This is a genomic window from Cupriavidus pinatubonensis (assembly GCF_019602855.1).
GTDB lineage: Bacteria > Pseudomonadota > Gammaproteobacteria > Burkholderiales > Burkholderiaceae > Cupriavidus > Cupriavidus pinatubonensis.
The window spans coordinates 768,971-790,427 of sequence record NZ_CP080766.1; the positions used below are offsets into that span (position 1 = coordinate 768,971).

Here is a 21,457-nt window from a genome sequence, read left to right on the forward strand (position 1 = left end):
CCGGCTCTCCGCCGGCCCTCGTGACCCGAGGGCTGCGGATAGCGAAGCCGTTGCCCGATTGTAGATACTTCTTACACTTCAGGCCGCATATCAAGAACGTCGTTGCCAATAGCTCGACACAAGTAGAAAAATATTCCACAAAATGGCTTTGCCCCTTCGTCTTTTGAAAGTTCATTCCCCCTCCCTGATCACTACGATTTCTCTCACGGCTTTAACGAGCCACTGTCTCGACGAGACAGCGGTCCCGAGGCCGGCGAAGGTGCCATCAGCTATCAGGCAAACCGTTCCACGGGACCTGTCTGGCACTGATGTTGCCCTTCGACAATATCTATAACCACATTGGAGACAAGGCATGAAGCTGCTGCAATCGCTGTTGCAAAGCGCGCTGCTCGCGACCGTTCTCGGTTTCACCGCACCCGCCGTACATGCTGAAGACCTGCTGGACACCGTCAAGGCCAGCGGCGTCCTGAAGGTCGGCATGGAGGGCACGTACCCCCGTTCGGCTATCGAAATGGCCAGGGCCAGCTTGATGGCTTTGACGTCGCGGTGGCCAGGGCCGTGGCAGACAAGATGGGCCTCAAAGTTCAGTCATTACCACCGAGTGGAGCGGCATCATCGCGGGCCTGCAGGCCGGCAAATTTGACGTCATCGGTGAATCAGGTGAGCATGACGCCGGCGCGTAAGCAGGCACTCGATTTCACGCAGCCTTATGTCTATTCCGCGGTCCAGGTGCTTCAACGCAGCAACGACAAGCGCGAATTCGGGTCGTTGGACGCGCTGAAGGGCAAATCCGTTGGCGTCACGCTCGGCAGCAACTATGCCGATCTTGCCAAATCGGTGCCTGGCATCCAGGTGCAGACCTATCCGGGTACCTCGGAAAACCTGCCGTGATCTCGCAGCCGGCCGTATCGATGCCGCGCTCAATGATCGGCTGATGCTGCCGTACCTGATCAAGAACGCCAACCTGCCACTACGTACCGGTGCGCTGCTGGCCGGCACGAAGCTGGAAATGGGTATTCCCTACCGCAAGGGCAATCCCAAATTCGCCAAGGCCATTGACGACGCCCTGATTGCGCTGCAACAGGACGGCACCTTGCGCAAGCTGTCCATCGAGTGGCTCGGCACCGATGCCAGCCAACCCCTCGCACAGTAACCCCAACGCCTGACCGCCTGACCGCCCGCCCGTCCGGTTGCGGCCGGGCGCGTCCGGTCAAAGCCATGGATCGCATCATGAGCCCTTTTGATCTGATTATTCATGCCTCCCCGGTGCTCTTGCAGGGCGCCGCGATCACCGTGAAGTTCGCCCTGGCCTCGATGATCTTCGGCCTGTTGGTCGGGATCGTCGTTGCCATCATGGGAATCAGTGCCAGTCCTGTCCTCAGTGGCATCGCACGCGCCTATGTCAGCGTCATGCGGGGGACGCCGCTGCTTGTGCAGATGTTTGTCGTCTACTACGGTCTGCCCGATCTCGGCATCAATCTCGAACCCACTACTGCCGGCATCCTTACTCTCACGGCCAATGCCGGCGCTTACCTCTCGGAAAGCATGCGCGGCGCGATCCCTGGGTATCAGCCGCGGGCAATGGAGCGCGGCGGCACAGTCTCGGGCTTAGTCACCTGCAGACACTGCGTTACATCGTCTGCCCGCAGGCGCTGCGGCTGGCCGTACCGAGCCTCGGCAATACGCTAATCAGCCTGATCAAGGACACCTCGCTGGTTTCCGTCATCACCGTAACCGAGTTGCTGAGATCGTCGCAGGAGATCATTGCCTCGACTTTCCAACCGCTTCCGCTCTACCTGTCAGTAGCCGCCATTTACTGGTTGCTGAGCACAGGATTGTCGTGGGTGCAGCGGCGCATCGAGGCGCGGCTGACACTGCGCGTGACACGCTGATTCGCCTGCCAGGCGAAGCGCTACAACAATAATCTGCAAGCAGGAGACGAACAATGATCGCTCTCGAAGGCGTATCGAAATGGTACGGTCAGTTCAAGGTGCTGGATGCATGCAGCACGCGTGTAGAGAAAGGCGAGGTCGTGGTCATCTGCTGGTCCGTCGGGATCAGGGAAGTCAACGCTCATCAAGACGGTGAAACGGGCTCGAATCGTTCCAGCAGGGCGTCATCAGCGTGGACGGCGTGAGCGTCGGGGATCCCAAGATCAACCTCGCGCAACTGCGCTCACGGGTTGGCATGGTGTTCCAGCATTTTGAGCTGTTCCCGCACCTCAGCATTCTCGACAACCTTTCCCTGGCACAGGTCAAGGTGTTAAGCGCGGCAAGGACGAGGCCCGGGAAAAAGGCCTAAAACTGCTTGAGCGCGTCGGCCTGAAAGCCCACGCCGCAAAATTTCCCGCGCAGCTTTCGGGCGGACAGCAACAGCGCGTTGCCATCGCGCGAGCCCTGTCGATGGATCCCGTCGCCATGCTGTTCGATTGAACCGACTTCGGCACTGGACCCGGATGATGATCAACGAGGTGCTCGACGTCATGACTGGACTCCGCTCGCGAAGGCATGACGATGATCTGCGTCACCCATGAAATGGGGTTCGCGAAGAAGGTTGCCAACCGCGTGATCTTCATGGATAGCGGCTCCATTATTGAAGACACTGGCAAAGATGCCTTTTTCGGCGACCCGAAGTCAGCCCGTGCAAAGGAATTCCTGGCGAAGATCCTGCACTGATGAAGGCGCGCTTGCCCGCATGAAGCCTAGAGTCGGCGATAGCTACCTCACAGCGTCTGTCTCACCTGATTTATTTCCTCCAGAGCCGAAGTCCCATGAAAAAAATCTCGGATCGCATTGCTTCATTTCCCGCCTTCAACTGGTCGGCGCGGTTCACCCCCCCTGGAGAAACTCGATCGCTTGTCTCGTATGCTCGGTCGCGATGTCTACAATCAAGCGCGATGACACCACGCCACTCGCCTTTGGCGGAAACAAGCTGCGCAAGCTCGAGTTTCTGGCGGCCGACGCCTTGAGCAAAGGTGCTGATACGCTGGTGACAGCCGGCGCGATTCAGTCGAATCATGTCCGGCAAACGGCGGCCGTGGCAGCCCCGTCTTGGACTGCGTTGCCACGCGTTGCTGGAGAACCCAATCAACACCACGGACGTCGACTATCTGCGCAGCGGTAATCGCCTGCTGCTCGACCTGTTCGACGCGCACGGTGAACCGGTTGCCACGCTCGACAATGCCGACGCCAGTTGCAAGCACTGGCCGAACGACTGCGCGGCGACGGGTATCAGCCCTACATCATCCCAATCGGCGGGTCCAATCCGCTTGGCGCATTGGGATATGTCATGCCGGCCTGGAGATGGCGCAGCAAGCCGACGCGATGGGCGTTTCATTTGCGGCTGTCGTGCTGGCATCCGGCAGTGCGGGAACCCACGGAGGCCTGGCGTTGGCACTCGCCCATGCAATGCCGGACGCACAAGTCGTCGGTATTACCGTGTCGCGGCCCGTCGAGGCGCAAGGCGCCCAAGGTGGCAGGGCTGATCGACGGAACGGCGGAATTGCTCGACATCGAAAGTACCGGCGGAACTGCGGCTCGAACTTGTGGGACGAATATTTCCTGCCCCGCTATGGCGAACCTAACCGGGCTGCGCTCGATGCCGTCAGATTGCTGGCCCGTACGGAGGGAGTCCTCCTCGACCCGTGTATACGGGAAAAGCGATGGCTGGCCTGCTCGACGGCGTGATGCGCAAGCGCTTTACGGGTGAGGGTCCGCTGCTGTTCCTGCATACCGGCGGCGCACCGGCGCTATTTGCCTATCGCGACGCGCTCCCGGCAGTCCCCATTTAATCATCTGCCTGCATATCAAACGTCCCGGCGGCACTCGACCACGAATAACGATGCCGCATCGTTTAACCATGAGAATTGCTATGAATGAAAACACCCACCCTCGTTTGTGCCGGCCGCCACCCGGAGCGCTTCGGCGGCGTCGTCAACACGCCGATCTTCAGGGCGTCGACCATCCTCGCAGGTTCGATGGCCGAATGGGAAGAGATGAAGCGCGCGCGCGCTGCGGAAGAGCCCGGGGCAACGACTTATGGCCGCTATGGCACGCCTACTACGCAAGCGCTCGAAGAAGCCGTAGCTGGTCTTGAGGGCGGATATCGATCGCTAGTCTTTCCTTCCGGCCTTGCCGCGGTCAGTACTGCGCTGACAGCTTTACTCTCGGCAGGTGACCACATCCTCGTGACCGACAGCGCTTATTCCCCGACACGCGCCTTTCTGGAGCGGGTCCTGGCGCGCTTCGGCGTTGAAGTCGAGACCTATGATCCGGTAGGCGGCACGCCGATCGAGGCCCTGTTGCGGGCGAATACGCGCGTGGTCTATGTAGAATCGCCCGGTTCCGAGACCTTCGACATCCAGGACATTCCTGCCATTGCTGCAGCGGCGCATCGACACGGTGCCTATGTCGTAATGGACAACACCTGGGGGACGCCGCTCTACTTCAAGCCGTTCGCACATGGGGTCGACGTGTCGGTCAGGCCGCCACGAAGTACATCGTGGGTCATTCCGACGCAATGCTTGGCGTAGTGACGTGCAATCGAGAGACCTGGCCTCTGATCAAGCAGACCACTCATGACATGGGTCAAACGGCAGGCCCGGATGATATCTATCTGGCTCTGCGCGGCCTGCGTACATTGGCCGTCAGATTGCAGCGTCACTGGCAATCTGGGCTGCGTGTCGCCCAATGGCTGGAGCTGCAGCCGCAGGTCGAAGCGGTCCTGCATCCCGCCTTACCATCCCATCCGGGACACGCACTGTGGAAGCGCGACTTTACCCGGCGCATGCGGCCTCTTTTCGGTGGTGCTGCGCACAAACTCTAAAGCCTCGCTCGCGGCGTTCATTGACGCTCTCGAGCATTTCGGCCTGGGTGTTTCGTGGGGCGGCTATGAAAGCCTCGTGATCCCGTTCACGCCGGGAATGGGACGCACCGGCCATCGGTGGCCGCACCAGGGACAAGCAGTACGTCTGCATGTGGGCCTGGAGGACACGGAGGATCTGATCGACGATCTGCGGCGGGGTTTGCTGGCCCTTTCGGCGTGCGACTCCGAAGCAGAGAAACGAGAAGTCTGGCTCCGGCGAGATCTGCCATAGCTGAAGCACCGCACTGCTTGCTACCACGATGACTGGCGAAGCTTTCGCGCTCCTAAAATGGCGAGAAGGCTTGCCGCAACTCAGTCACGCCGATTCCCTCAATGAAGCTGCCATGAGCTTCTGTCAGAATCCGGCACGCAAGTGCGCCCTGGCATCTTCCGCATGGCCGCTTCTGGCTGAAGCGGCCTCTCGATTTCCCCGGATGTCTCAGATGGGGCCGCTGTGAGACCAACAGCCCGCCTGTAGATTGCCGACGAAACCACAAACTCAAACCTCCAACTCCTCCAACACCTGCCCCTTCGTCTCAATCCCCAAAAAGTGCACCGTAATCGCCGCCAAAAACGGCACAGCCGCCAGCGAAAGAAACGCACCGCTGAGATCGCCGCTGCCGATAGTGCTGGCGATCAGCGACGGAGCAAAGATGGCAGCGAGCTTCAACCAAGCCCCACCAAGCCCACACCCCATAGCCCGCACACTGGTCGGATACAGCTCAGGCGTATAGACATAAGCCGTAATAAACCCGCTAGCCAGGAACCCCATAGCCAGCGCACACAGCGTCGCCACAACATAGACGTTCGACGCATGAAACACCCCCGCCAGCACCAGCGACAGCGCACACAGCAGGAACGACACATTGATCACCGGCTTGCGGCCAACCTTGTCCACAATCATCGCGCACACCAACGAGCCCACCACGCCCAGCACTGAAGCGCCAGCAGCCAGATTCAGCGCGAGTTGCAGCGGTGCGTGATACACGGTCTTGTAGACCGTCGGCAGCCAGGTCGACAAGCCATACTGAATGAACCCGCAGGTTGCCCACAGCATCCACACCGCCAGCGTGCGGCCGATATAGGCCTTGCTGACCAGGTCACGGACACGGCGACGCGGATGATGGGTCATCGCATCAAAGGCACTGGTATCGCCCACCGGCGGCAGCGGCGTGCGGGCACGCGCTTCGAACGCACGCAGCGCGCTGTCCGCTTCTTCCATCCGCCCCTTCTCCGCCAGCCAGCGCGGCGACTCCGGAACCACGCGGCGCAGGATGAAGAACAGCACCAGCGGCACGCCGCCGAGGAAGTACATCACCTCCCAGCCGTAGTGCGGCACCAGCCAGGCGCCCACACCGTTGGAAACCATCAGGCCGATCGGGAACACGACTTCATACAGCAGCACGAAGCGCCCACGGCCATGCGCACGCGTGACTTCGTTGATGTAGGTGGCCGCCACCGGCAACTCGCCGCCGAGACCCAGACCCTGCACGATGCGCAGCACTGCGAAGATCTCGAACGACGGCGCAAAGCCGCACGCAATGCTCATCAAACCGATGATGCCCGCACTCCATCCAATCGAACGCAGCCGGCCGAAACGCTCGGCCAGCGCCGGGAACACCAGCGCGCCGACGAGCTGGCCCACCGAGGGCGCAGCAATCAGGAAGCCGATCTGGCCCGGCGTGAGCGACCACTTGGCGATCAGCAGCGGCAGCGTGGCCGCGATGGCGATGACGTCGAAACCGTCGAAGAATGTCGCGAGGCCGATCAGCAGCCGCGCGCGGATATGCATGGCATTGCCCGGCATGCGCTCGATGCGGGCGATGATGTTGCCTCGTGTGACGCCACCCGCGCTACCTGCGGCACTGGTGCTGCGGCTGTCGGCAAAGCCGGCGGCGCCTTCGGCAGCGGTCACGATACTGGCGCTGGCCGCCATTTGCGCGCCGGGGGACGCGGTGTCTTGTCTCTGTGTCAGCACGGTGCTTCTCTTCTAATACTTTGGGGGGCAGTCAGCCATCGCGCCGCGGCACGGAGGGCTTCGGTTGCGCGCTCGGGCGCACGGTGAAGCGCCGGCGAGGCTGGCAGGCCTCGCCGTCGGGCGTGGACTTACAGGTCCAGCACCAGCCGGCTGCCCTTGCAGCCGGACACGCAGACCATCATGGTCTTGTTGGAGGCGCGCTCGCTGTTGCTGAGCACGCTGTCGCGGTGGTCGGGGCAGCCTTCCAGCACAGCGGTCTCGCACGAACCGCACACGCCTTCGCGGCAGCTGTGCTCGACGTCCAGGCCGGCTTCGAGCAGTGCGTCGAGCAGCGACTTGCCCGACGGCACCTTGACGAGGGAGCCCGTGCGCGACAGCTGCACGACGTATTCGCCTTCCTGCACCGACTCGGTCGACGGATCGGCGGCAAAGCGTTCGATGTGGACGTTCGGATAGCCGTGCGCCTCGCACGCGGCTTCGAACGCATTGAGCATCGGGCCGGGGCCGCAGCAGTACAGGTGCGTCTGCGCGTCCTGGCCGGCCAGCATGGCCTTCATGTCGGGCGGAGCACCGGCTTCGTCGTCGAAGTGGAAACGCACCGCGTCGCCATACGCCGACAGCGAATCGACGAACGCCGCTTCGGCGCGCGTGCGGGCGCAGTACAGCAGCGTGAACGAACGGCCCAGCTCGGCCAGGCGGCGTGCCATGCAGACGATCGGCGTGACGCCGATGCCGCCGGCGACGAGCACGGTGTGCGCGGCGCTTTCATCGAGTTCGAAGTTGTTGCGCGGCGCGCTGACGTTCAGCGTGGCGCCGACGCGCAGTTGCTCATGCACGTAGCGCGAGCCGCCGCGGCTGTTGCGGTCCTGCAGGACACCCACGGTGTAGCGGTCGCGGACTTCCGGCGCGCCGCACAGCGAGTAGCTGCGGACCAGGCCATTGCCGAGGTGCAGGTCGATATGGGCGCCCGGACCGTATTCGGGCAGCGTGGCCCCGTCGGGATCTTGCAGCTCGAGGCTGACAATGCCGCGCGCTTCGTAGCGCATGGCCTGGACTCGCATCGTCAGGGTCTTGTGGGCACTCATGTGTCTTCCTTCTGTTTCCTTGGCGCGCCGCGCACAATACAGCGCGGCGCTACTAGCCTGGTCTTGCGCTCGCGTTCAGCGAGTTCAGCGCTTCTCGGTCAGGAACTTGCCTGCCGGGCCGCCAGCGTTCTTCTGGCGGCGCGTGTTGCCGTCGATGCCGCCCTCGATCGCCCATTCGGCGAACATGGTCGGGCCCGGCTCGAACGCGCGCGGTTCCCAGTGCTCGTCGAGCTGGTCTTCGTCGGCGTAGTACTCGATCAAGCCGCCGGCCGGATTCTTGAAGTACCAAAAGTAAGCCGACGAGATCGGGTGACGGCCGGGGCCGAGTTGCGTGTCCCAGCCCTTGCGCGACATGTGCATGCCGCCGCCGAAGACTTCGTGCAGATCGCGCACGGTGAACGCCACGTGGTTGATGCCGGCCTTCGGTTCCGGCAACTGCAGCAGGAACAGGTCGTGGTGACCGCCTTCGGCTGCGCAACGCAGGAAAGCGCCGCGGTCCGGGTAGCGGTCGGACGGCACGAAGCCGAACTTCTCGACGTAGAAGCGCTCGGTAGCCTTCACGTCCTTGACGAAGAACACCACGTGGCCGACTTCGATCGGCACGGCGCGTTCGTAGATCGGGCTGCGCTGGTTCAGGCGCGGCTTGTCGTTCCACGTGTTCATCAGCGCGCATTCGACCTGCACCTCATGCTTGCGCGTGACCTGGAAACGCACGGCCAGGCCGTTCGGATCGGTGCAGCCGATGCGCAGCGTGTCGCCCTCGCCCAGCTTCACGAAGCCGGGCGCGTCCGCGATGGCGTCCGCGATGTGGTCCAGCGATGCCTGCGTCTCCACGCCCCATACCACTTCGCGCAGCGTCGGGCCGGCCTCGATCGCGGGCGGCAGCGTGGCGTCGTCGATGCGGCGCACCAGCACGCGGCAGCCGTTGAGCGTTTCGAAGTCCAGGCCTTGCGCGTCGTCGCGCTTGATGGTCAGGCCCCAGTCGCTGAAAAAGCCGCGGCAGGCGTCAAAGTCATCCGCGCCGTAGACGATTTCGTCGATTCCCAATACCTTGATCATGTTGTGCTCCAGCTTGCGGGGCTCAGTTGGCCCACGGCAGCGGTTGTTCGTTCAGGCCCCAGTACACGCTTTTCTGCTCCATGTACTGCAGGATGCCCAGCCTTCCCTTCTCGCGGCCGAGACCGCTGTCGCGCCAGCCGCCGAACGGCGCGGAAATGGAAAACTGCTTGTAGGTGTTGATCCACACATTGCCGGCTTGCACGGCCCGTGCCACGCGCCAGGCGCGCTTGTAGTCACGCGTCCAGATGCCGGCCGCCAGCGCGTAGACGCTGTCGTTGGCCTGCTCGATCAGGTCGTCCTCGTCATCGAACGGGATGGCCACCAGCACCGGCCCGAAGATTTCTTCCTGGGCGATGCGGGCGTGGTTGTCCAGGCCTTCGATGATGGTAGGTGTATAGAAGTAGCCGTTGGGCAGGCCCGCCACGTCCGGACGCAGGCCACCGGTCCGCAACTGGCCGCCGTCCTGCACGCCCATGGCGACGTAGGATTCGATCGAGTCACGGTGGCGGTCGGTGATCAGCGGGCCCATCTGGGTGCGCTCATCGGCCGGATCGCCCACGCGCAAATGCGCGGCACCGGCGGCCAGGCGCTCGATGAACGGCTCGTACTGCGAGCGCGCCACGAACAGGCGCGAACCGGCGATGCACGATTCGCCCGACGAACTGAAGATGCCGTACAGCACGCCGTTCACCGCGTGATCCAGGTCGGCGTCGTCGAACACCATGGTCGGCGACTTGCCACCCAGTTCCAGCGACACCGGCATCATCTTGTCGGCGGCGATGTGCGCGATGTGCTTGCCAGTGGTGGTGCCGCCCGTGAACGACACGCGGCGCACCAGCGGATGCTTGGTGATGGCGTCCCCGATCACCGAGCCCTTGCCGGGCAGCACGCTGATCAGGCCCTTCGGCACGCCGGCCTCGTCGCAGATGCGTGCGAGTTCCAGCGCCATCAGCGGCGTGACTTCGGCGGGCTTGACCACCACGGCGTTGCCGGCAGCCAGCGCGGGCGCCATCTTCTGCGCTTCGCTGGCGATCGGCGAGTTCCACGGCGTGATGGCGGCCACCACGCCCATCGGCTCGTACACGCTCATGGTCAGGCACTCGCCGCGTTGCGGCGTGATCTGCTCTTCCAGCGTTTCGCAGGCAGCGGCGAAGAACTGGAACGTGCTGGCGGCGCTGGCGACGAGCGCGCGCGTTTCGCTGATCGGCTTGCCGTTGTCCAGGCGCTGGCGCTGCGCGAGCGGCTCGGCCTGCGCGCGGATCAGCTCGGCCACGCGGTACAGCACGGCGGCGCGCTCGTGCGGCTTGCGCCGGGCCCAGCCGCTGGTCTCGAACGCGCGCTGCGCGCCCTGCACCGCTTCTTCGACGTCCGCGAGGCTCGCGGCGTTGAGTTCGGCCACCACTTCACCGGTGGCCGGGTAGCGCGTCGCGTAGCGGTCGCCGGTCCCCAGGCGCCATTCGCCTGCGATACAGATGGGGAGTACTTCTTGCGTCTTCATTGTCGTTGCCTGCTTGGTCTGTGGGGGCCGGCTGGTTCGGGTGAGATGCGGATCAGCTGCGGGTCAGATCGATACCGCGTGCGCCCGGTTGCCCAGTGCGCGCACCACGCTGAACACCGTCAGCGCCGAAGTCTTGGGGTTGGCCGCGAGCGGCTTGCCGCGCATGGTCAGCTCGAAGCCGCCGAACGCGCCACGTGCTTCGATGTGGTGGACGTTCTCCACGGCATTCGGGTCGGCCAGCAGCCGCACCGAAGTGCGATCCAGCCCGAGGCCGGCCAGCGATACCGTGGCCGCCACGTTGGCGTTCTTCGGGTACAGGCGGGCCGCGTCGCGCGCGGTGCCTTCGAAGATCACCGTGGGCTCGGTCAGGGCTTCCAGGTCGAACAGCTCGGCGGCCGGCGTGCCGGTCCAGGCGCGCGCCGGCTTGCGGCCGGTGTAGATGACCTCGTCGAGGCCGCCCACACGTGCCGCGGCCAGCGCGTCGATCGCACCGATCGCGCCGGACAGCAGTTGCACTTGCGTGTTGCCGCGGCGCGCGGCGGCTTCCAGCCGCTCGACCAGGCCCGGCTCGGACAGCGCGCCGACCGACACCACCATGCACGGGATGCCGCGCTCGAGCGCCGGCACGATGTGCTCTTCGAGCGCCTGGTGGCCCGCGCACTCGACCAGCAGGTCGGGGCGCTGACCGTCGAGGCCCGTGGCCACACGGACGTTGGGCGCGAGCGCGGACAGCGCGCTGCGTGCCTCATCCATCTGGCCTTCCGGCACGATCACCACGTCGAACGCGACATCGGGATCCGCCTTCAGCAGCTCCAGCACGCCACGGCCGATCGCGCCGCATCCCACCATGGACACATGCAGCATGGACATCTCCCTTATCCCTCAGGCGGTCGTAGCCGGCGCAGCAATCGGCGCCTGCTTGTTCACCGGCGGGCCGGCAAACACGGTCTTGAAGCTGCCGATCGACAGCATGTCGATTTCCAGCAGGAACGGACCAGTCTCGGCCGTGGCTTCCTGCAGCGCGGCGCCGATGTCGTCCAGGCTGCTGACGCGGCGGTGGCGCAGCGACAGCGACTGGCACAGTTGCGCATAGTCGGGCGTGTGCAGGTCGACATAGTGCCGACGGCCGCCGTACTGCGCGTCCTGGATGTTCTTGATCACGCCATAGCCCTTGTCGTTCATCAGCACGATGACCATGTCGGCGCGTTCCTGCACGGCCGTGGCCAGCTCGCCGAGGTTCAGGATGAAGCCGCCGTCGCCAGCCAGCGTGAAGGTCTTCTTGCCCGAAGCCGTGGCCGCCGCACCGACTGCAGCGCCGATACCCATGGCCAAGCCCTGGCCGATGCCGCCGCCCAGCGCATGCACGCCGGCACGCGAATCAAAAATCTGCAGGTGGCGGTTGCCCCAGGTGCTGTTCGACACGGTCACGTCGCGCACCCAGTTGAAGTTGCGGCCCACGGCCTGCTGCAGTGCCTGCACCAGTGCCGAGTACGGGCCCAGGCCGTCAATCAGCGCGTTGACCGCGGTGTCGTGCGCGCGGCGCAGGTCATCGGCGAAGGTCGGGTCGATCTGCATGCGGCCTTCGAGGCGGTCAGCCAGGGCGTCCAGCGCCAGGGCAGCGTCGCCGCTGACAAAGTAATCGCTCTGGTAGCAGCGGCCTTCCGAAGCGGGATCGGCATCGATGCGCAGCAGCGGGCGCGGCAGCTTCAGTTCGTACTTCAGCGTTTCATTGCCACGCAGGCGCGAGCCGACCACGAGCATCGCGTCGCAGCTTTGGTAGAACTGCTCGACCGGCTTGTGCAGGTTGTAGGCGCCCAGCGAGCGCGGATCGTCTTCCGCGACGATGCCGCGGCCTTGCGTGCTGGTGACCACGCCGAAGCCCAGGTCCAGCAGGCGCTTGACCTGCTTGCTGGCGTGGCGAGCGCCACCGCCCAGCCACAGCATCGGGCGCTTAGCGTTGGCGAGGCGCTCGGCCAGCGCGTCGATGGCGTGCGCCGACGGCTGGTGCTGCGGCACCGGCAGCGGCTTGAGGTCGACGGGCATGTCGATCAGCGCGGCCTGGATGTCGATGGGGATCTCGACGCTGACCGGGCCGGTCGGCGCCGTCAGCGCGGTCTGCACGGCCAGCTTGATCGTGCTGATCGCGGTGTCGGCGCTGCGCACGCGGAAGGCGGCCTTCGACACGGCCTTCAGCATGGTCAGCTGGTCCGGTGCTTCGTGGATGTACGCCAGGCTCTGATCCAGGTATGGCGTTTCGATCTGGCCGGTGATGTGCAGCATCGGTGTGCCGGCGGTCAGCGCTTCGACCATGGCGCCGGCGGCATTGCCCGCGGCGGTGCCGGTGCTGGTCAGGCACACGCCCAGGCCGCCCGTGGTACGGGCGCAGGCGTCAGCCATATTGGTGCCGCCCGCTTCGCCGCGTGCCGGCACGAAGCGGATGTGGCCGCGCTCGCCCATGGCGTCGAGGATCGGCATGTTGTGGATCGAGATCACGCCAAAGGCTGCCTTGACGCCGCACTGCTCGAGAAACGCCGTGATGGCACAGCCCACGGTGACTTGCTGTTGTTCGTACTGTTGTTGATTAGGCATGACGGGAGTGTCCTCCGGAGATATCAATATGGCTGCCCGTGGTGTACGAAGACAACGGCGAGGCAAGGAACAGGATGGCGCGGGCTGCCTCGACGGGCAGGCCCAGGCGGCCAAGGGGAATATGTTTCTGCTGGGCCAGGCGCGCGGTCCATGCGGCCCAGTCCAGGTTGCGGTCTTCTTCGGGGCGCGCATCGAAGCGGCGGCGCCACTGACCCGATTCGACCAGTCCGATCAGGATGCCGTTGACGCGGACACCCTTCGGGGCGAACTCGGTGGCCATCGAACGCACCAGGTTCAGCACGCCGGCACGCGCGGCGGAGGTGGCGACCATGTGCGGCTCAGGCTGCTGCGCGAGCAGCGAGTTCACGCAGACGATGGCGCCCTGCCCCGATTGCTCGAGCTGCGGCAGGAATGCGCGCGTCGGGTGGATCACCGAGAAGAACTTGAGCTGCAGTTCTTCCATCCACGCAGCATCTTCCGTGTTCGCAAAGGTCGACACGCGGCCCTGGCCGGCGTTGTTGACCAGCATGTCGACGTTGCCGAGCGTGCTTTGCACGTTGGCGGCAAACGCTGCGACCTGTTCGGGCTTGAGCACGTCGCACGTGGCGGCATAGAGCCGGCAGTTGGGGAACCTCTCGCGCAGTTGCGCTTCGGCGCTGCGCAGGCGGCTTTCGTCGCGGCCGCACATGGCCACGGCGGCGCCCGCTTCGAGCAGCAGTTCGACGGTCGCCAGCCCGATGCCGGAGGACCCGCCTGTGACGACGGCAACCTTGCCGTCGAGTTCAATCATGGACATTGTCCTCACTCCCGATACAGATTCACTACCTTGCCGCCGCTGCTTTTCAGCGCGGGCCGGTAGTCCAGCAGGCGCGACAATTCGCCCGCGGTTTCCCTGACTTTTTCCACCATCGAGTCCAGCTGCGCGGGATCGATATGCGCGGCCGGAATGGTCGCGCCCAGCGCCGCCACCACCTTGCGGGTGCGGTCACGCACCGGCGCGGCGATGGTGGAGATGCTCGACTCGAAGAAGCCTTCATGCAGCACATAGCCGCGCTCGCGGTCGTGCTGCACGAGTTCGTACAGCGCGTCCACGCTGGCCGGCGTGCGCTCGGAGAAAGCCTCGAGCCGCGGCTCCGGATACAGCGCGCGCAGTTCGTCGAGCGACAGGTCTTCGAGCAGCACGCGGCCAAGTACGGTCGCGTGCGCCGGCAGACGGGTGCCTACGTTCACGGTGCTCGCGAACGGGCGCGGCGACACGGCCTTGGCCACGTACACGATCGAGCGGCCGTCGCGCACCACGAGGTTGCACGGATAGCCGATCTCGTCGCGCAGGCGCTCCAGCAGCGGGCGGCCCAGTTCGGTCAGCTCCAGCGAAGCCAGGTATTCGAAGCCCAGCCGCAGCACGGCCATGCCCAGGCGGAAGTCCCGGCCACCCTCGGCACGCTCGACGAAGCCGAGCATTTCGAGCGTGGTCAGCAGGCGGAACACCGTCGAGCGCGGCACCTGAAGGCGGCGCGCCAGTTCGGCCGCGGAAATCGCGCGGTCCTTGCTGTTGAACTCGCCGAGCAGGCGCAGGCCGCGCTCGAGGCCCGGGACGATGTACTTGTCCGGGAACTCGGCGGTGCTTTGCGTGGCGGTGGCGGGTTGCAGGGCGGTCATGGCCTGGGTACCTGGTGATGGCGCAGTGTGCGGTTGGGCGCAGGCATCAGCGCTTGATCTTCGAGAGCGGATGCTCGGGCGGGTACGTCGGGGTGATGGGCTTCTTGGCGCCCAGCATCACGCACATCAGCGCGTCTTCGTCGCCGATGTTGATTTCCTCGCGGTACACGCCCGGCGGCACCGACACCAGGTCGCGGTCGGTCAGGATGGTCTCGAAGCGCTCCCCGTCCTTTTCCAGGATCAGCTTGATCTTTCCGCGCATCACAAAGAACACCTCTTCCACGTCGGTGTGGATGTGCATCGGGCCTTCATGGCCGGCGGGGATGATCATGGTCGAGAACGTGAAGTTCTCCGACGGCACGGTGTTGGTGTCGGCAGCCACGCCAGTACCGCCGGTACCGAGGTAGCGCATCTGCGCACGGCGGTACTTCGGGTCGTAGTCGGCCTGGAACTTCAGCGCGTCCCAGTCGTACTTGCGCGTGGAGAAGCGCGCCACGCGGCTTTCCATCCACTGGTCGAACGACGCGCCGTCCGGTTGTTCCCACGAACGCTTGATATTGGCTGGTTGAGACAGATCGCTCATTTGGATTCCTTCTGTTTCAGTAGATCGTTAGATCAGTGGATCAGTGCATGACAAAGCCGCCGTTGACCGCCAGCGTCTGGCCGGTCACGAAACGGGCGAGGTCGGACAGTGCGAACAGCACCGCGCCGCAGACATCGTCGGGCAGTTGCTCGCGCTGGATGGCGCGCTGCTCGCGATACAGGTCGTGCCGGTGCTGCGGCACGTATTCGGTGGCTTCCACCAGCGTCAGGCCCGGCGCCACCGCGTTGACGGTGATCTGGTCGCGGCCCAGTTCGCGCGCCAGCGAGCGCGTCATGCCGATGATGGCGCTCTTGCTCGCCACATAGGCCAGCAGGTTCGGCGCGCCCCACAGCGGCGTGTCGGAAGCCAGGTTGATCACGGCGCCGCGGCCGCTGGCCTTCAGGGCCGGCAGGCAGGCCGTGGTCATCAGCCAGGTGCCGCGCACGTTGACGTTCATCACGCGGTCCCAGGTGGCGACGTCGATGGCGCTGGCGTCACGGCCGCCGGAATCGGTCACGGCTGCGTTGTTGACCAGGCCATCCAGACCGCCGAGGCCCTTGATGGCGGCATCGGCACAGGCCTGCACGGAAGCCGGGTCGGACAGGTCCACCGGCACGGCCACCACCTTGAAGCCGCGAGCGCGCAGTGCGTCGGCTTCCTGCTGCAGGCGATCGGCCAGGATGTCGGCCATGGCCACTGCGGCGCCGGCTTCAGTGAGCGACTTGACGAAGGCCAGGCCCAGTCCGCGTGCGGCGCCGGTGACCAGCACCTTGCGCCCGGCCAGCAGGCCGTTGTTGTTGGCCTCAGGCATGGTTCGCCACCCCGCCGGCAGCCTTGAGCATGGCGACCGGCTCATCGGCAATCTCCTGCTCGGCGCGGCGCTTCAGCAGACGGCGCACGCGCGTGATGCCGGCGTCGTGCTGGTACAGCATTTCGTGGTCGCGCGCCTGCGGCGCCATCGATTCGAGCACCACGCGGTCTTGCTCGAGCACGTCCCAGTGCAACTGCTCCAGGCGGTTGCGGTACAGGAAGCGCCACGCATCGCGCTGCCAGCCCTGCACGTGGCGGGTACGCCAGAAGAACACCATGCAGTGGTCTTCATCGACCGGCGTGGCCATGCCGACGATGCCGAACGGGCCGCCGGGGCCGACCTTGTCGCGGTACGGAATCGCCAGGCGCAGCCACAGCGTGCCGGTCTCGCCGAATTCGACCCAGTCGAAATTCACGCCGCGCTGGCCGACCTTTTCGAAGATCAAGCCATGGTCGGTTTCGCGGATCTGCATCGTGGCCGACTTCTCGCCGCAGGCCATCGAGTGCGACACGGCGTGCAGGTAGGCGCCGTGCATCGGGTCCATGACGTTGTCGATCGCGTAGCGGTAGTTGCAGTCCCAGTGCGCGACGCACAGGAAGTGGCTGTGTTCTTCGCTGACCAGTTCTTCCGGCAGGCGCAGCACGTCAGGGCTGCCCTCGCCTTCTTGCGGGGCCTGGTCGCCGAACCACAGGAAGATCGCGCCGGCCTGTTCCTGCACCGGGTAGCTGCGCACGCAGGTGCGGCCTTCCAGCGGGCAGCTGTCCACGGCCGGCACGCTCTTGACCTGGCCGTCACCGCCGACTTCCACGCCGTGGTACCAGCAGGCAACGCGGTCACCGAGGTTCCAGCCCATCGACAGGCGTGCGCCGCGGTGCGGGCAGCGGTCTTCCAGCGCGTGGACCTGGCCGGCGTTGTCGCGCCACAGCACGATGTTCTGGCTCAGGCGGGTAATGCCGATCGGGGCGTGCGTCACCGCCCACGAGGCAGCGACCGGGTACCAGTAGTTGCGCAGGCCGCTGTTCAGGCGGGCTTCGGCGCGGGCTTGCTTGTTCGATTCCATGTTTCTCTCGCTCGGGGCTCTGTGCTTGTCGGTCGGGGCGGGCTGCGGTCAGGCGCCCAGCCGGCGCAGTTCGGCCAGGAAGCGCTCTTCGGTCCAGACCTGGCCGTCGAGGCACAGGAAGTCCGTGGCATTGAAGGCGCGAACGATGTCGGCCGGCGTTTGCGCGCCGCCTTCGAACGCGGCTTCGAGCGCGTCGCCGAGCTTGTTCTCGTAGGCCGAGGGAGCATCAGCGCGGGTCTGCCAGATGATGTTGGCAACCTTGCCCGGCTGTTCGATGTGGCCCTTGCCCGCGACGTTGTTCGGGGCCGGACGCTCCCAGGGGACCAGGTTGGGGTTGTACGAGAGGCTATCCATTGCGCTTTGCTCCATTTCTGCCTGCGTGGGGACCGGTTTCATCACGCTGTGATCCCGGTTCGGGTCACGCTGCGTTTGTTTTACTAATGAAACGCTGGTTTAGATATTGAACACAGGTACGACTATAGACAACGATCGTTTAAAAATTGACTAGGGTTAACCCGCGAAATGCGGAATGTGCTGCCGGGACGGCGCGCCCCGGCACAGAAAGGCTATCGATTGGCCGCAGGCAGGGCGCTGCGGATCAGGCGTGCCGTGGCGGCGGCCTGGTCGATATAGCAGGCATGGCCGGCATCGGGCACCGGATCGAACGGCAGGTTGAAGCGCTCGGCCAGCATGCCGCACGCGACCGGCGTGGTGACGATGTCCTGGCTCCCGCAGCCAATGCGTGCCGGCACTGACGCCGGACGCCTTGCCAGATAGGCATCGATATCGTCGCCACACAGCATGGCCACCGCCTGCCGGTAGCCGTCCGCACGCAGGCGGCGCATATTCCAGCGCACCCACGCCTGGGCTCCGGCGTCGGCACCGCCGCTCAGCAATCGTCCGGGGCCGCGTTCGGCCAGCCCTTCGACGCCGAGCGATGCCAGCGCATCCAGTCGCTGGCGCGCGACTTCGCGTGACTTGTCCTCCTTGCCCGGAGCGCCGTATCCCTGAGCCACGCTCAGCAGCAGCAACTGCGCGGGCAGTCCTGCCTCATCGGCCTCGGCCACATAGGCCGCCGCCATCAGCGCGCCGAGCGAGTGGCCGACGATCAGGTCGGGCCGCACACCCAGGGTACGCAGCCATTCACGCAGGCGCTGCGCATAGTCCGCCGCCTTGGGCTCCGCCTGTGCCAGAGGCGTGGAGTCACCGTAGCCGGGCGCATCCCACGCAAGCACGCGCGCATGCGCGGCCAGCAGGCTTGCGCATGGCAACCAGGACGGCGCGCCGGAACTGATGCCGTGTAGCAGCACAATCACCGGACCGACGTTGCCGCCGCTGCGGTAGGACACCTGGGCACCGCCGCCGATCTGCGCTACACGTTGCGCAAACCCGCTGTCCAACGCCGCAAGCATGGCTTGTGACGGTGGACACCCTTCTTGATAGTCATTTTGTTCCATATATAAAACTCAGGTTTGCGAATGAAACCTTTTGACTATAGAAGCTCGCTTGCGGCAAGAGGATCAGGGTTAACGATAGGTCGCCGATGCTTGCCGTCGGGACGCGCCGGCGCGGTGCATGCACCGACACCAGGCGACGGAGCGTCGGCCAGTACCTTCAATTGTCTGCAAAGTCTTTGCTGGCGCGACTTGCGCATTCGGAACCTTGTACGGGGGTCCGCCGCAAGCGCGGCATTGCAGTCGCATCCCGATTCAGGCCATGCACCGGCCGCGTGCAGCCTCCGGCGTCCGCGGCGCGTCGTACCGCGGCCTCACTAGGGATAACCCTCCTCACTCCTCTCGAAAAGCCCGGCTATATTTCGCTCAACGTTTCTTAGGTTGTTTGATGTTTCACCTATAAAACGTTAAAGAGGCTGTAAATGCATTTACGGAGGCTTGCAGCAGCCGGTCCCAGGACAGACGAGCCAGAACGATTAGAAGACGGAACAAAGAAGGAAACGGTAGATGAAACTTGCACGAATCGCTGCGGGCCTGCTCGCAGCCTCCCCCCTGCTGGCCTCGGCCCAATCGGTGACGCTTTATGGCGTGGTCGATACGGGTGTCGAGTATGTGAGCAACGTTGGCGCCAACGGCTACGGCCTGACCCGCGTGCCCAACAACACCGCGACCGTCCCTTCGCGCTGGGGCCTGCGCGGGACCGAGGACCTCGGTGGCGGGCTGAAGAGCATCTTCGTGCTGGAATCGGGCTTTGCGCCCGATACGGGCAGCGCCAACCAGGGCGGCCGCCTGTTCGGCCGCCAGGCGTTGGTCGGCCTGTCGAACCAGTACGGCCAGCTTTCGTTCGGCCGCCAGTACACGATGCTGTTCTGGGCCACGCTGGACAGCGACATCCTTGGCCCCAACGTCTACGGCTCGGGCTCGCTGGACAGTTACCTGCCTAACACGCGTGCCGATAATGCGGTCTCGTACAAGGGCACCTTCGGCGGCTTCACGGTCGGCGCCACGTACAGCTTCGGCCGCGACGCGGTCAACGCCGGCCCGAGCCCGGCCGGGACCAACTGCGCCGGCGAAAACCCGGCCGACAAGAAGGCCTGCCGCGAATGGTCGGCCATGGTCCAGTACGCGACCAACTGGTGGGGCGTGCACACCGCCTATGACTCGCAGCGCGGCGGCCCCGGCGCGTTCGCCGGCTTGACCAACAGCAACCTGACCGACGACCGTCTGTCGGTGGGCGGCTACATGATCCTGTCGCGCACCAAGCTTGGTGCCGGCTGGCTGCGCCGCGACAACGAAGGCAGCGCGACCCGCATCAGCGATCTGTACTACGCCGGCGCGTCCTACGACATCACGCCGGCGATCAACCTGGCTGGCCAGGTGTACTACCTGAACTACCACGGCAGCGACAACAAGGCGTGGCTGTACGCCCTGCGCGGCACGTACGCGTTCAGCAAGCGCACGTCGGTGTACGCGACCGCCGGCTTCATCGACAACGGCGGCCAGCTCGCCGCGTCGGTCAGCGGCGGCTCGCCGGGGTCGAACCCGAAGCCCGGTGCGAACCAGTTCGGCACCATGCTGGGCATCAAGCACATCTTCTAAGAGACGTACGCAACGCGGCTGGCTGGCGCGATCCCCGGCCGCCGCGCTCCATGGCGATACATCCCCTGGCACGACACAGTCCCGCGGCACTCCGGCCCGCGGCTGCCCTGAAGCACTCAATTGCCATCGTCCGCGCGCATGTTCCGATGCGCGGGACACCAGTTTTCAGAGGTCCACCATGAAGTCTGCACGTCGCAAAGTCCTTGCCACCGTCATCGCGGCAGGCGCTGCCGCCATGTTTGCCGGCGTCCCCGCGCTGGCCCAGGGCGAATATCCGAACAAGCCGATCACCATCGTGGTCGCCTACCCCGCCGGCGGCGATGTCGACGTGCTGGCGCGCATGTTCGCCGAGAAGCTGGCGCCGCGCCTGAAGCAATCGGTCGTGGTCGAAAACCGCACCGGCGCGGCCGGCACCATCGGCAGCGCGTACGTGTCGCGCGCCAACCCGGACGGCTACACACTGCTGCTTGCGCCCAACACCGTGGCCATCGCCCCGCTCGTGCTGAAGCCCGGTACCGGCGCCAGCTACGACGTGCAGCGCGATTTCACGCCGATCTCGCAGATCGGCACGCAATCGCTGTTCGTCGTGGTGAACAAGGGCACGGGCATCACCAAGGTCAGCGACCTGGTGGCCCGCGTCAAGGCGGGCAAGGTGGAAACCTATGCCACGCCGGGCAATGGTTCGCCGATGCACATCATGGGCGAGCTGTTCAACAAGTCGGCCGGCGTCAAGATCAACCAGGTGCCCTACCGCGGTCTGGCACCGGCGATCGTCGACGTACTTGGCGGACAGGTGCCGGTGACTTTCGTCACGTATGGCGCCGTGTCCCAGTATGTCGGCAATGGCACCCTGGTGCCGATCGGCGTGGCCGACTCGAAGCGTTCGCCGTTCGCGCCGAATGTCCCGACGCTGGCCGAGCAGGGCTACAAAGACGTGGAGATCGGCGCCTGGCAGGCGCTGCTCGGCCCCAAGGGCATGCCGCCTGAACTGGTGCGCACGCTCAACGGCCACGTCAACGAGATCCTGAAGATGCCTGACGTGGTGTCGCGCATGGCCACCATTGCTGTCACGCCGTCCGGCGGCGAGCCGGCCGTGCTGCAGAAGCTGCTGGCAGCCGATACGGCGCGCTACACGAAGATCGTCAAGGAATTCGGCATCCAGGCCGACTGAGCGATACCGCAGCCGCAGATGGAAAAAGGGCCCGGTTCCGCGAGGAAC

General features: G+C 65.0%; 20 protein-coding genes and 3 pseudogenes. 10 read left to right on the forward strand and 13 right to left on the reverse strand.

What is annotated here, in order from left to right:
• The first annotated feature begins 352 nt into the window (after positions 1–352).
• The 8 genes and pseudogenes from K2O51_RS35070 (at position 353) to metC (ending at position 5,095) form a co-directional block, all read left to right on the forward strand.
• Positions 353–643, forward strand: a complete 291-nt coding sequence (locus K2O51_RS35070) for a hypothetical protein (protein ID WP_245001827.1) — start codon at positions 353–355, stop codon at positions 641–643.
• Positions 547–891 carry a transporter substrate-binding domain-containing protein gene (locus K2O51_RS35525; RefSeq protein WP_280640411.1) on the forward strand — a complete coding sequence of 115 codons (345 nt, stop codon included), beginning with the start codon at positions 547–549 and terminating at the stop codon, positions 889–891. The genes K2O51_RS35070 and K2O51_RS35525 overlap by 97 nt, the downstream gene beginning before the upstream one ends.
• A gap of 43 nt (positions 892–934) precedes the next feature.
• Positions 935–1,153 (forward strand): type 2 periplasmic-binding domain-containing protein, encoded by a 219-nt coding sequence (locus K2O51_RS35530; protein ID WP_280640412.1) that lies wholly within the window; start codon positions 935–937, stop codon positions 1,151–1,153.
• A 77-nt stretch (positions 1,154–1,230) separates the two neighbouring features.
• Positions 1,231–1,892: pseudogene (locus tag K2O51_RS03485) on the forward strand (amino acid ABC transporter permease).
• Between the two features lie 53 nt (positions 1,893–1,945).
• Positions 1,946–2,675: pseudogene (locus K2O51_RS03490) on the forward strand (amino acid ABC transporter ATP-binding protein).
• A gap of 648 nt (positions 2,676–3,323) precedes the next feature.
• Positions 3,324–3,686 carry a pyridoxal-phosphate dependent enzyme gene (locus K2O51_RS35075; protein WP_245001851.1) on the forward strand — a complete coding sequence of 121 codons (363 nt, stop codon included), beginning with the start codon at positions 3,324–3,326 and terminating at the stop codon, positions 3,684–3,686.
• On the forward strand, positions 3,662–3,790 hold the full coding sequence (locus K2O51_RS35535; RefSeq protein ID WP_280640413.1) for a hypothetical protein: 129 nt from the start codon (positions 3,662–3,664) through the stop codon (positions 3,788–3,790). The genes K2O51_RS35075 and K2O51_RS35535 overlap by 25 nt, the downstream gene beginning before the upstream one ends.
• An 84-nt stretch (positions 3,791–3,874) precedes the next feature.
• Positions 3,875–5,095, forward strand: a pseudogene (gene metC, locus K2O51_RS03500) (cystathionine beta-lyase).
• 267 nt (positions 5,096–5,362) lie between these two features.
• On the opposite strand, the gene K2O51_RS03505 reads toward metC, so the two are convergent.
• From K2O51_RS03505 to K2O51_RS03565, 13 genes are all read right to left on the reverse strand, one after another.
• Positions 5,363–6,799 (reverse strand): MFS transporter, encoded by a 1,437-nt coding sequence (locus tag K2O51_RS03505; RefSeq protein WP_181184470.1) that lies wholly within the window; start codon positions 6,797–6,799, stop codon positions 5,363–5,365.
• Between the two features lie 170 nt (positions 6,800–6,969).
• Complete coding sequence (locus K2O51_RS03510; RefSeq protein ID WP_011299704.1) at positions 6,970–7,926, reverse strand: PDR/VanB family oxidoreductase; 957 nt, start codon at positions 7,924–7,926, stop codon at positions 6,970–6,972.
• 84 nt (positions 7,927–8,010) lie between these two features.
• Positions 8,011–8,985 carry a VOC family protein gene (locus K2O51_RS03515; protein ID WP_011299703.1) on the reverse strand — a complete coding sequence of 325 codons (975 nt, stop codon included), beginning with the start codon at positions 8,983–8,985 and terminating at the stop codon, positions 8,011–8,013.
• 22 nt (positions 8,986–9,007) lie between these two features.
• Positions 9,008–10,483, reverse strand: coding sequence for an aldehyde dehydrogenase (locus K2O51_RS03520; protein WP_011299702.1), 1,476 nt, complete (start codon positions 10,481–10,483; stop codon positions 9,008–9,010).
• Between the two features lie 63 nt (positions 10,484–10,546).
• Positions 10,547–11,347: an aspartate dehydrogenase gene (locus K2O51_RS03525; RefSeq protein WP_041680386.1), complete on the reverse strand. Its 801-nt coding sequence runs from the start codon at positions 11,345–11,347 to the stop codon at positions 10,547–10,549.
• A gap of 18 nt (positions 11,348–11,365) precedes the next feature.
• Entirely contained in the window at positions 11,366–13,072 is a 1,707-nt protein-coding gene (locus K2O51_RS03530; protein WP_011299700.1) for a thiamine pyrophosphate-binding protein, read from the reverse strand.
• On the reverse strand, positions 13,065–13,868 hold the full coding sequence (locus tag K2O51_RS03535) for an SDR family oxidoreductase (protein ID WP_140950995.1): 804 nt from the start codon (positions 13,866–13,868) through the stop codon (positions 13,065–13,067). The genes K2O51_RS03530 and K2O51_RS03535 overlap by 8 nt, the downstream gene beginning before the upstream one ends.
• A 5-nt stretch (positions 13,869–13,873) precedes the next feature.
• Positions 13,874–14,731, reverse strand: coding sequence for an IclR family transcriptional regulator (locus K2O51_RS03540; RefSeq protein ID WP_011299698.1), 858 nt, complete (start codon positions 14,729–14,731; stop codon positions 13,874–13,876).
• 46 nt (positions 14,732–14,777) lie between these two features.
• Entirely contained in the window at positions 14,778–15,314 is a 537-nt protein-coding gene (locus tag K2O51_RS03545; protein WP_011299697.1) for a cupin domain-containing protein, read from the reverse strand.
• A gap of 40 nt (positions 15,315–15,354) precedes the next feature.
• A complete protein-coding gene (locus K2O51_RS03550; protein WP_011299696.1) occupies positions 15,355–16,125 on the reverse strand; it encodes an SDR family oxidoreductase in 771 nt (256 codons plus the stop codon).
• Positions 16,118–17,185 (reverse strand): aromatic ring-hydroxylating dioxygenase subunit alpha, encoded by a 1,068-nt coding sequence (locus tag K2O51_RS03555; protein ID WP_220630485.1) that lies wholly within the window; start codon positions 17,183–17,185, stop codon positions 16,118–16,120. Before K2O51_RS03555 ends, K2O51_RS03550 begins: the two co-directional genes overlap by 8 nt.
• Before the next feature lie 48 nt (positions 17,186–17,233).
• Positions 17,234–17,539 (reverse strand): recombinase-like helix-turn-helix domain-containing protein, encoded by a 306-nt coding sequence (locus tag K2O51_RS03560; protein WP_373460957.1) that lies wholly within the window; start codon positions 17,537–17,539, stop codon positions 17,234–17,236.
• Between the two features lie 212 nt (positions 17,540–17,751).
• On the reverse strand, positions 17,752–18,642 hold the full coding sequence (locus K2O51_RS03565; protein ID WP_220630486.1) for an alpha/beta fold hydrolase: 891 nt from the start codon (positions 18,640–18,642) through the stop codon (positions 17,752–17,754).
• A gap of 504 nt (positions 18,643–19,146) precedes the next feature.
• On the opposite strand from K2O51_RS03565, the gene K2O51_RS03570 reads away from it, so the two are divergent.
• On the forward strand, positions 19,147–20,238 hold the full coding sequence (locus K2O51_RS03570) for a porin (RefSeq protein WP_140950992.1): 1,092 nt from the start codon (positions 19,147–19,149) through the stop codon (positions 20,236–20,238).
• Positions 20,239–20,416: 178 nt separating this feature from the next.
• The gene (locus K2O51_RS03575) at positions 20,417–21,409 is read left to right on the forward strand and encodes a Bug family tripartite tricarboxylate transporter substrate binding protein (protein WP_011299691.1); all 993 of its coding nucleotides are present in this window, start codon (positions 20,417–20,419) and stop codon (positions 21,407–21,409) included.
• The last annotated feature ends 48 nt before the right edge of the window (positions 21,410–21,457 follow it).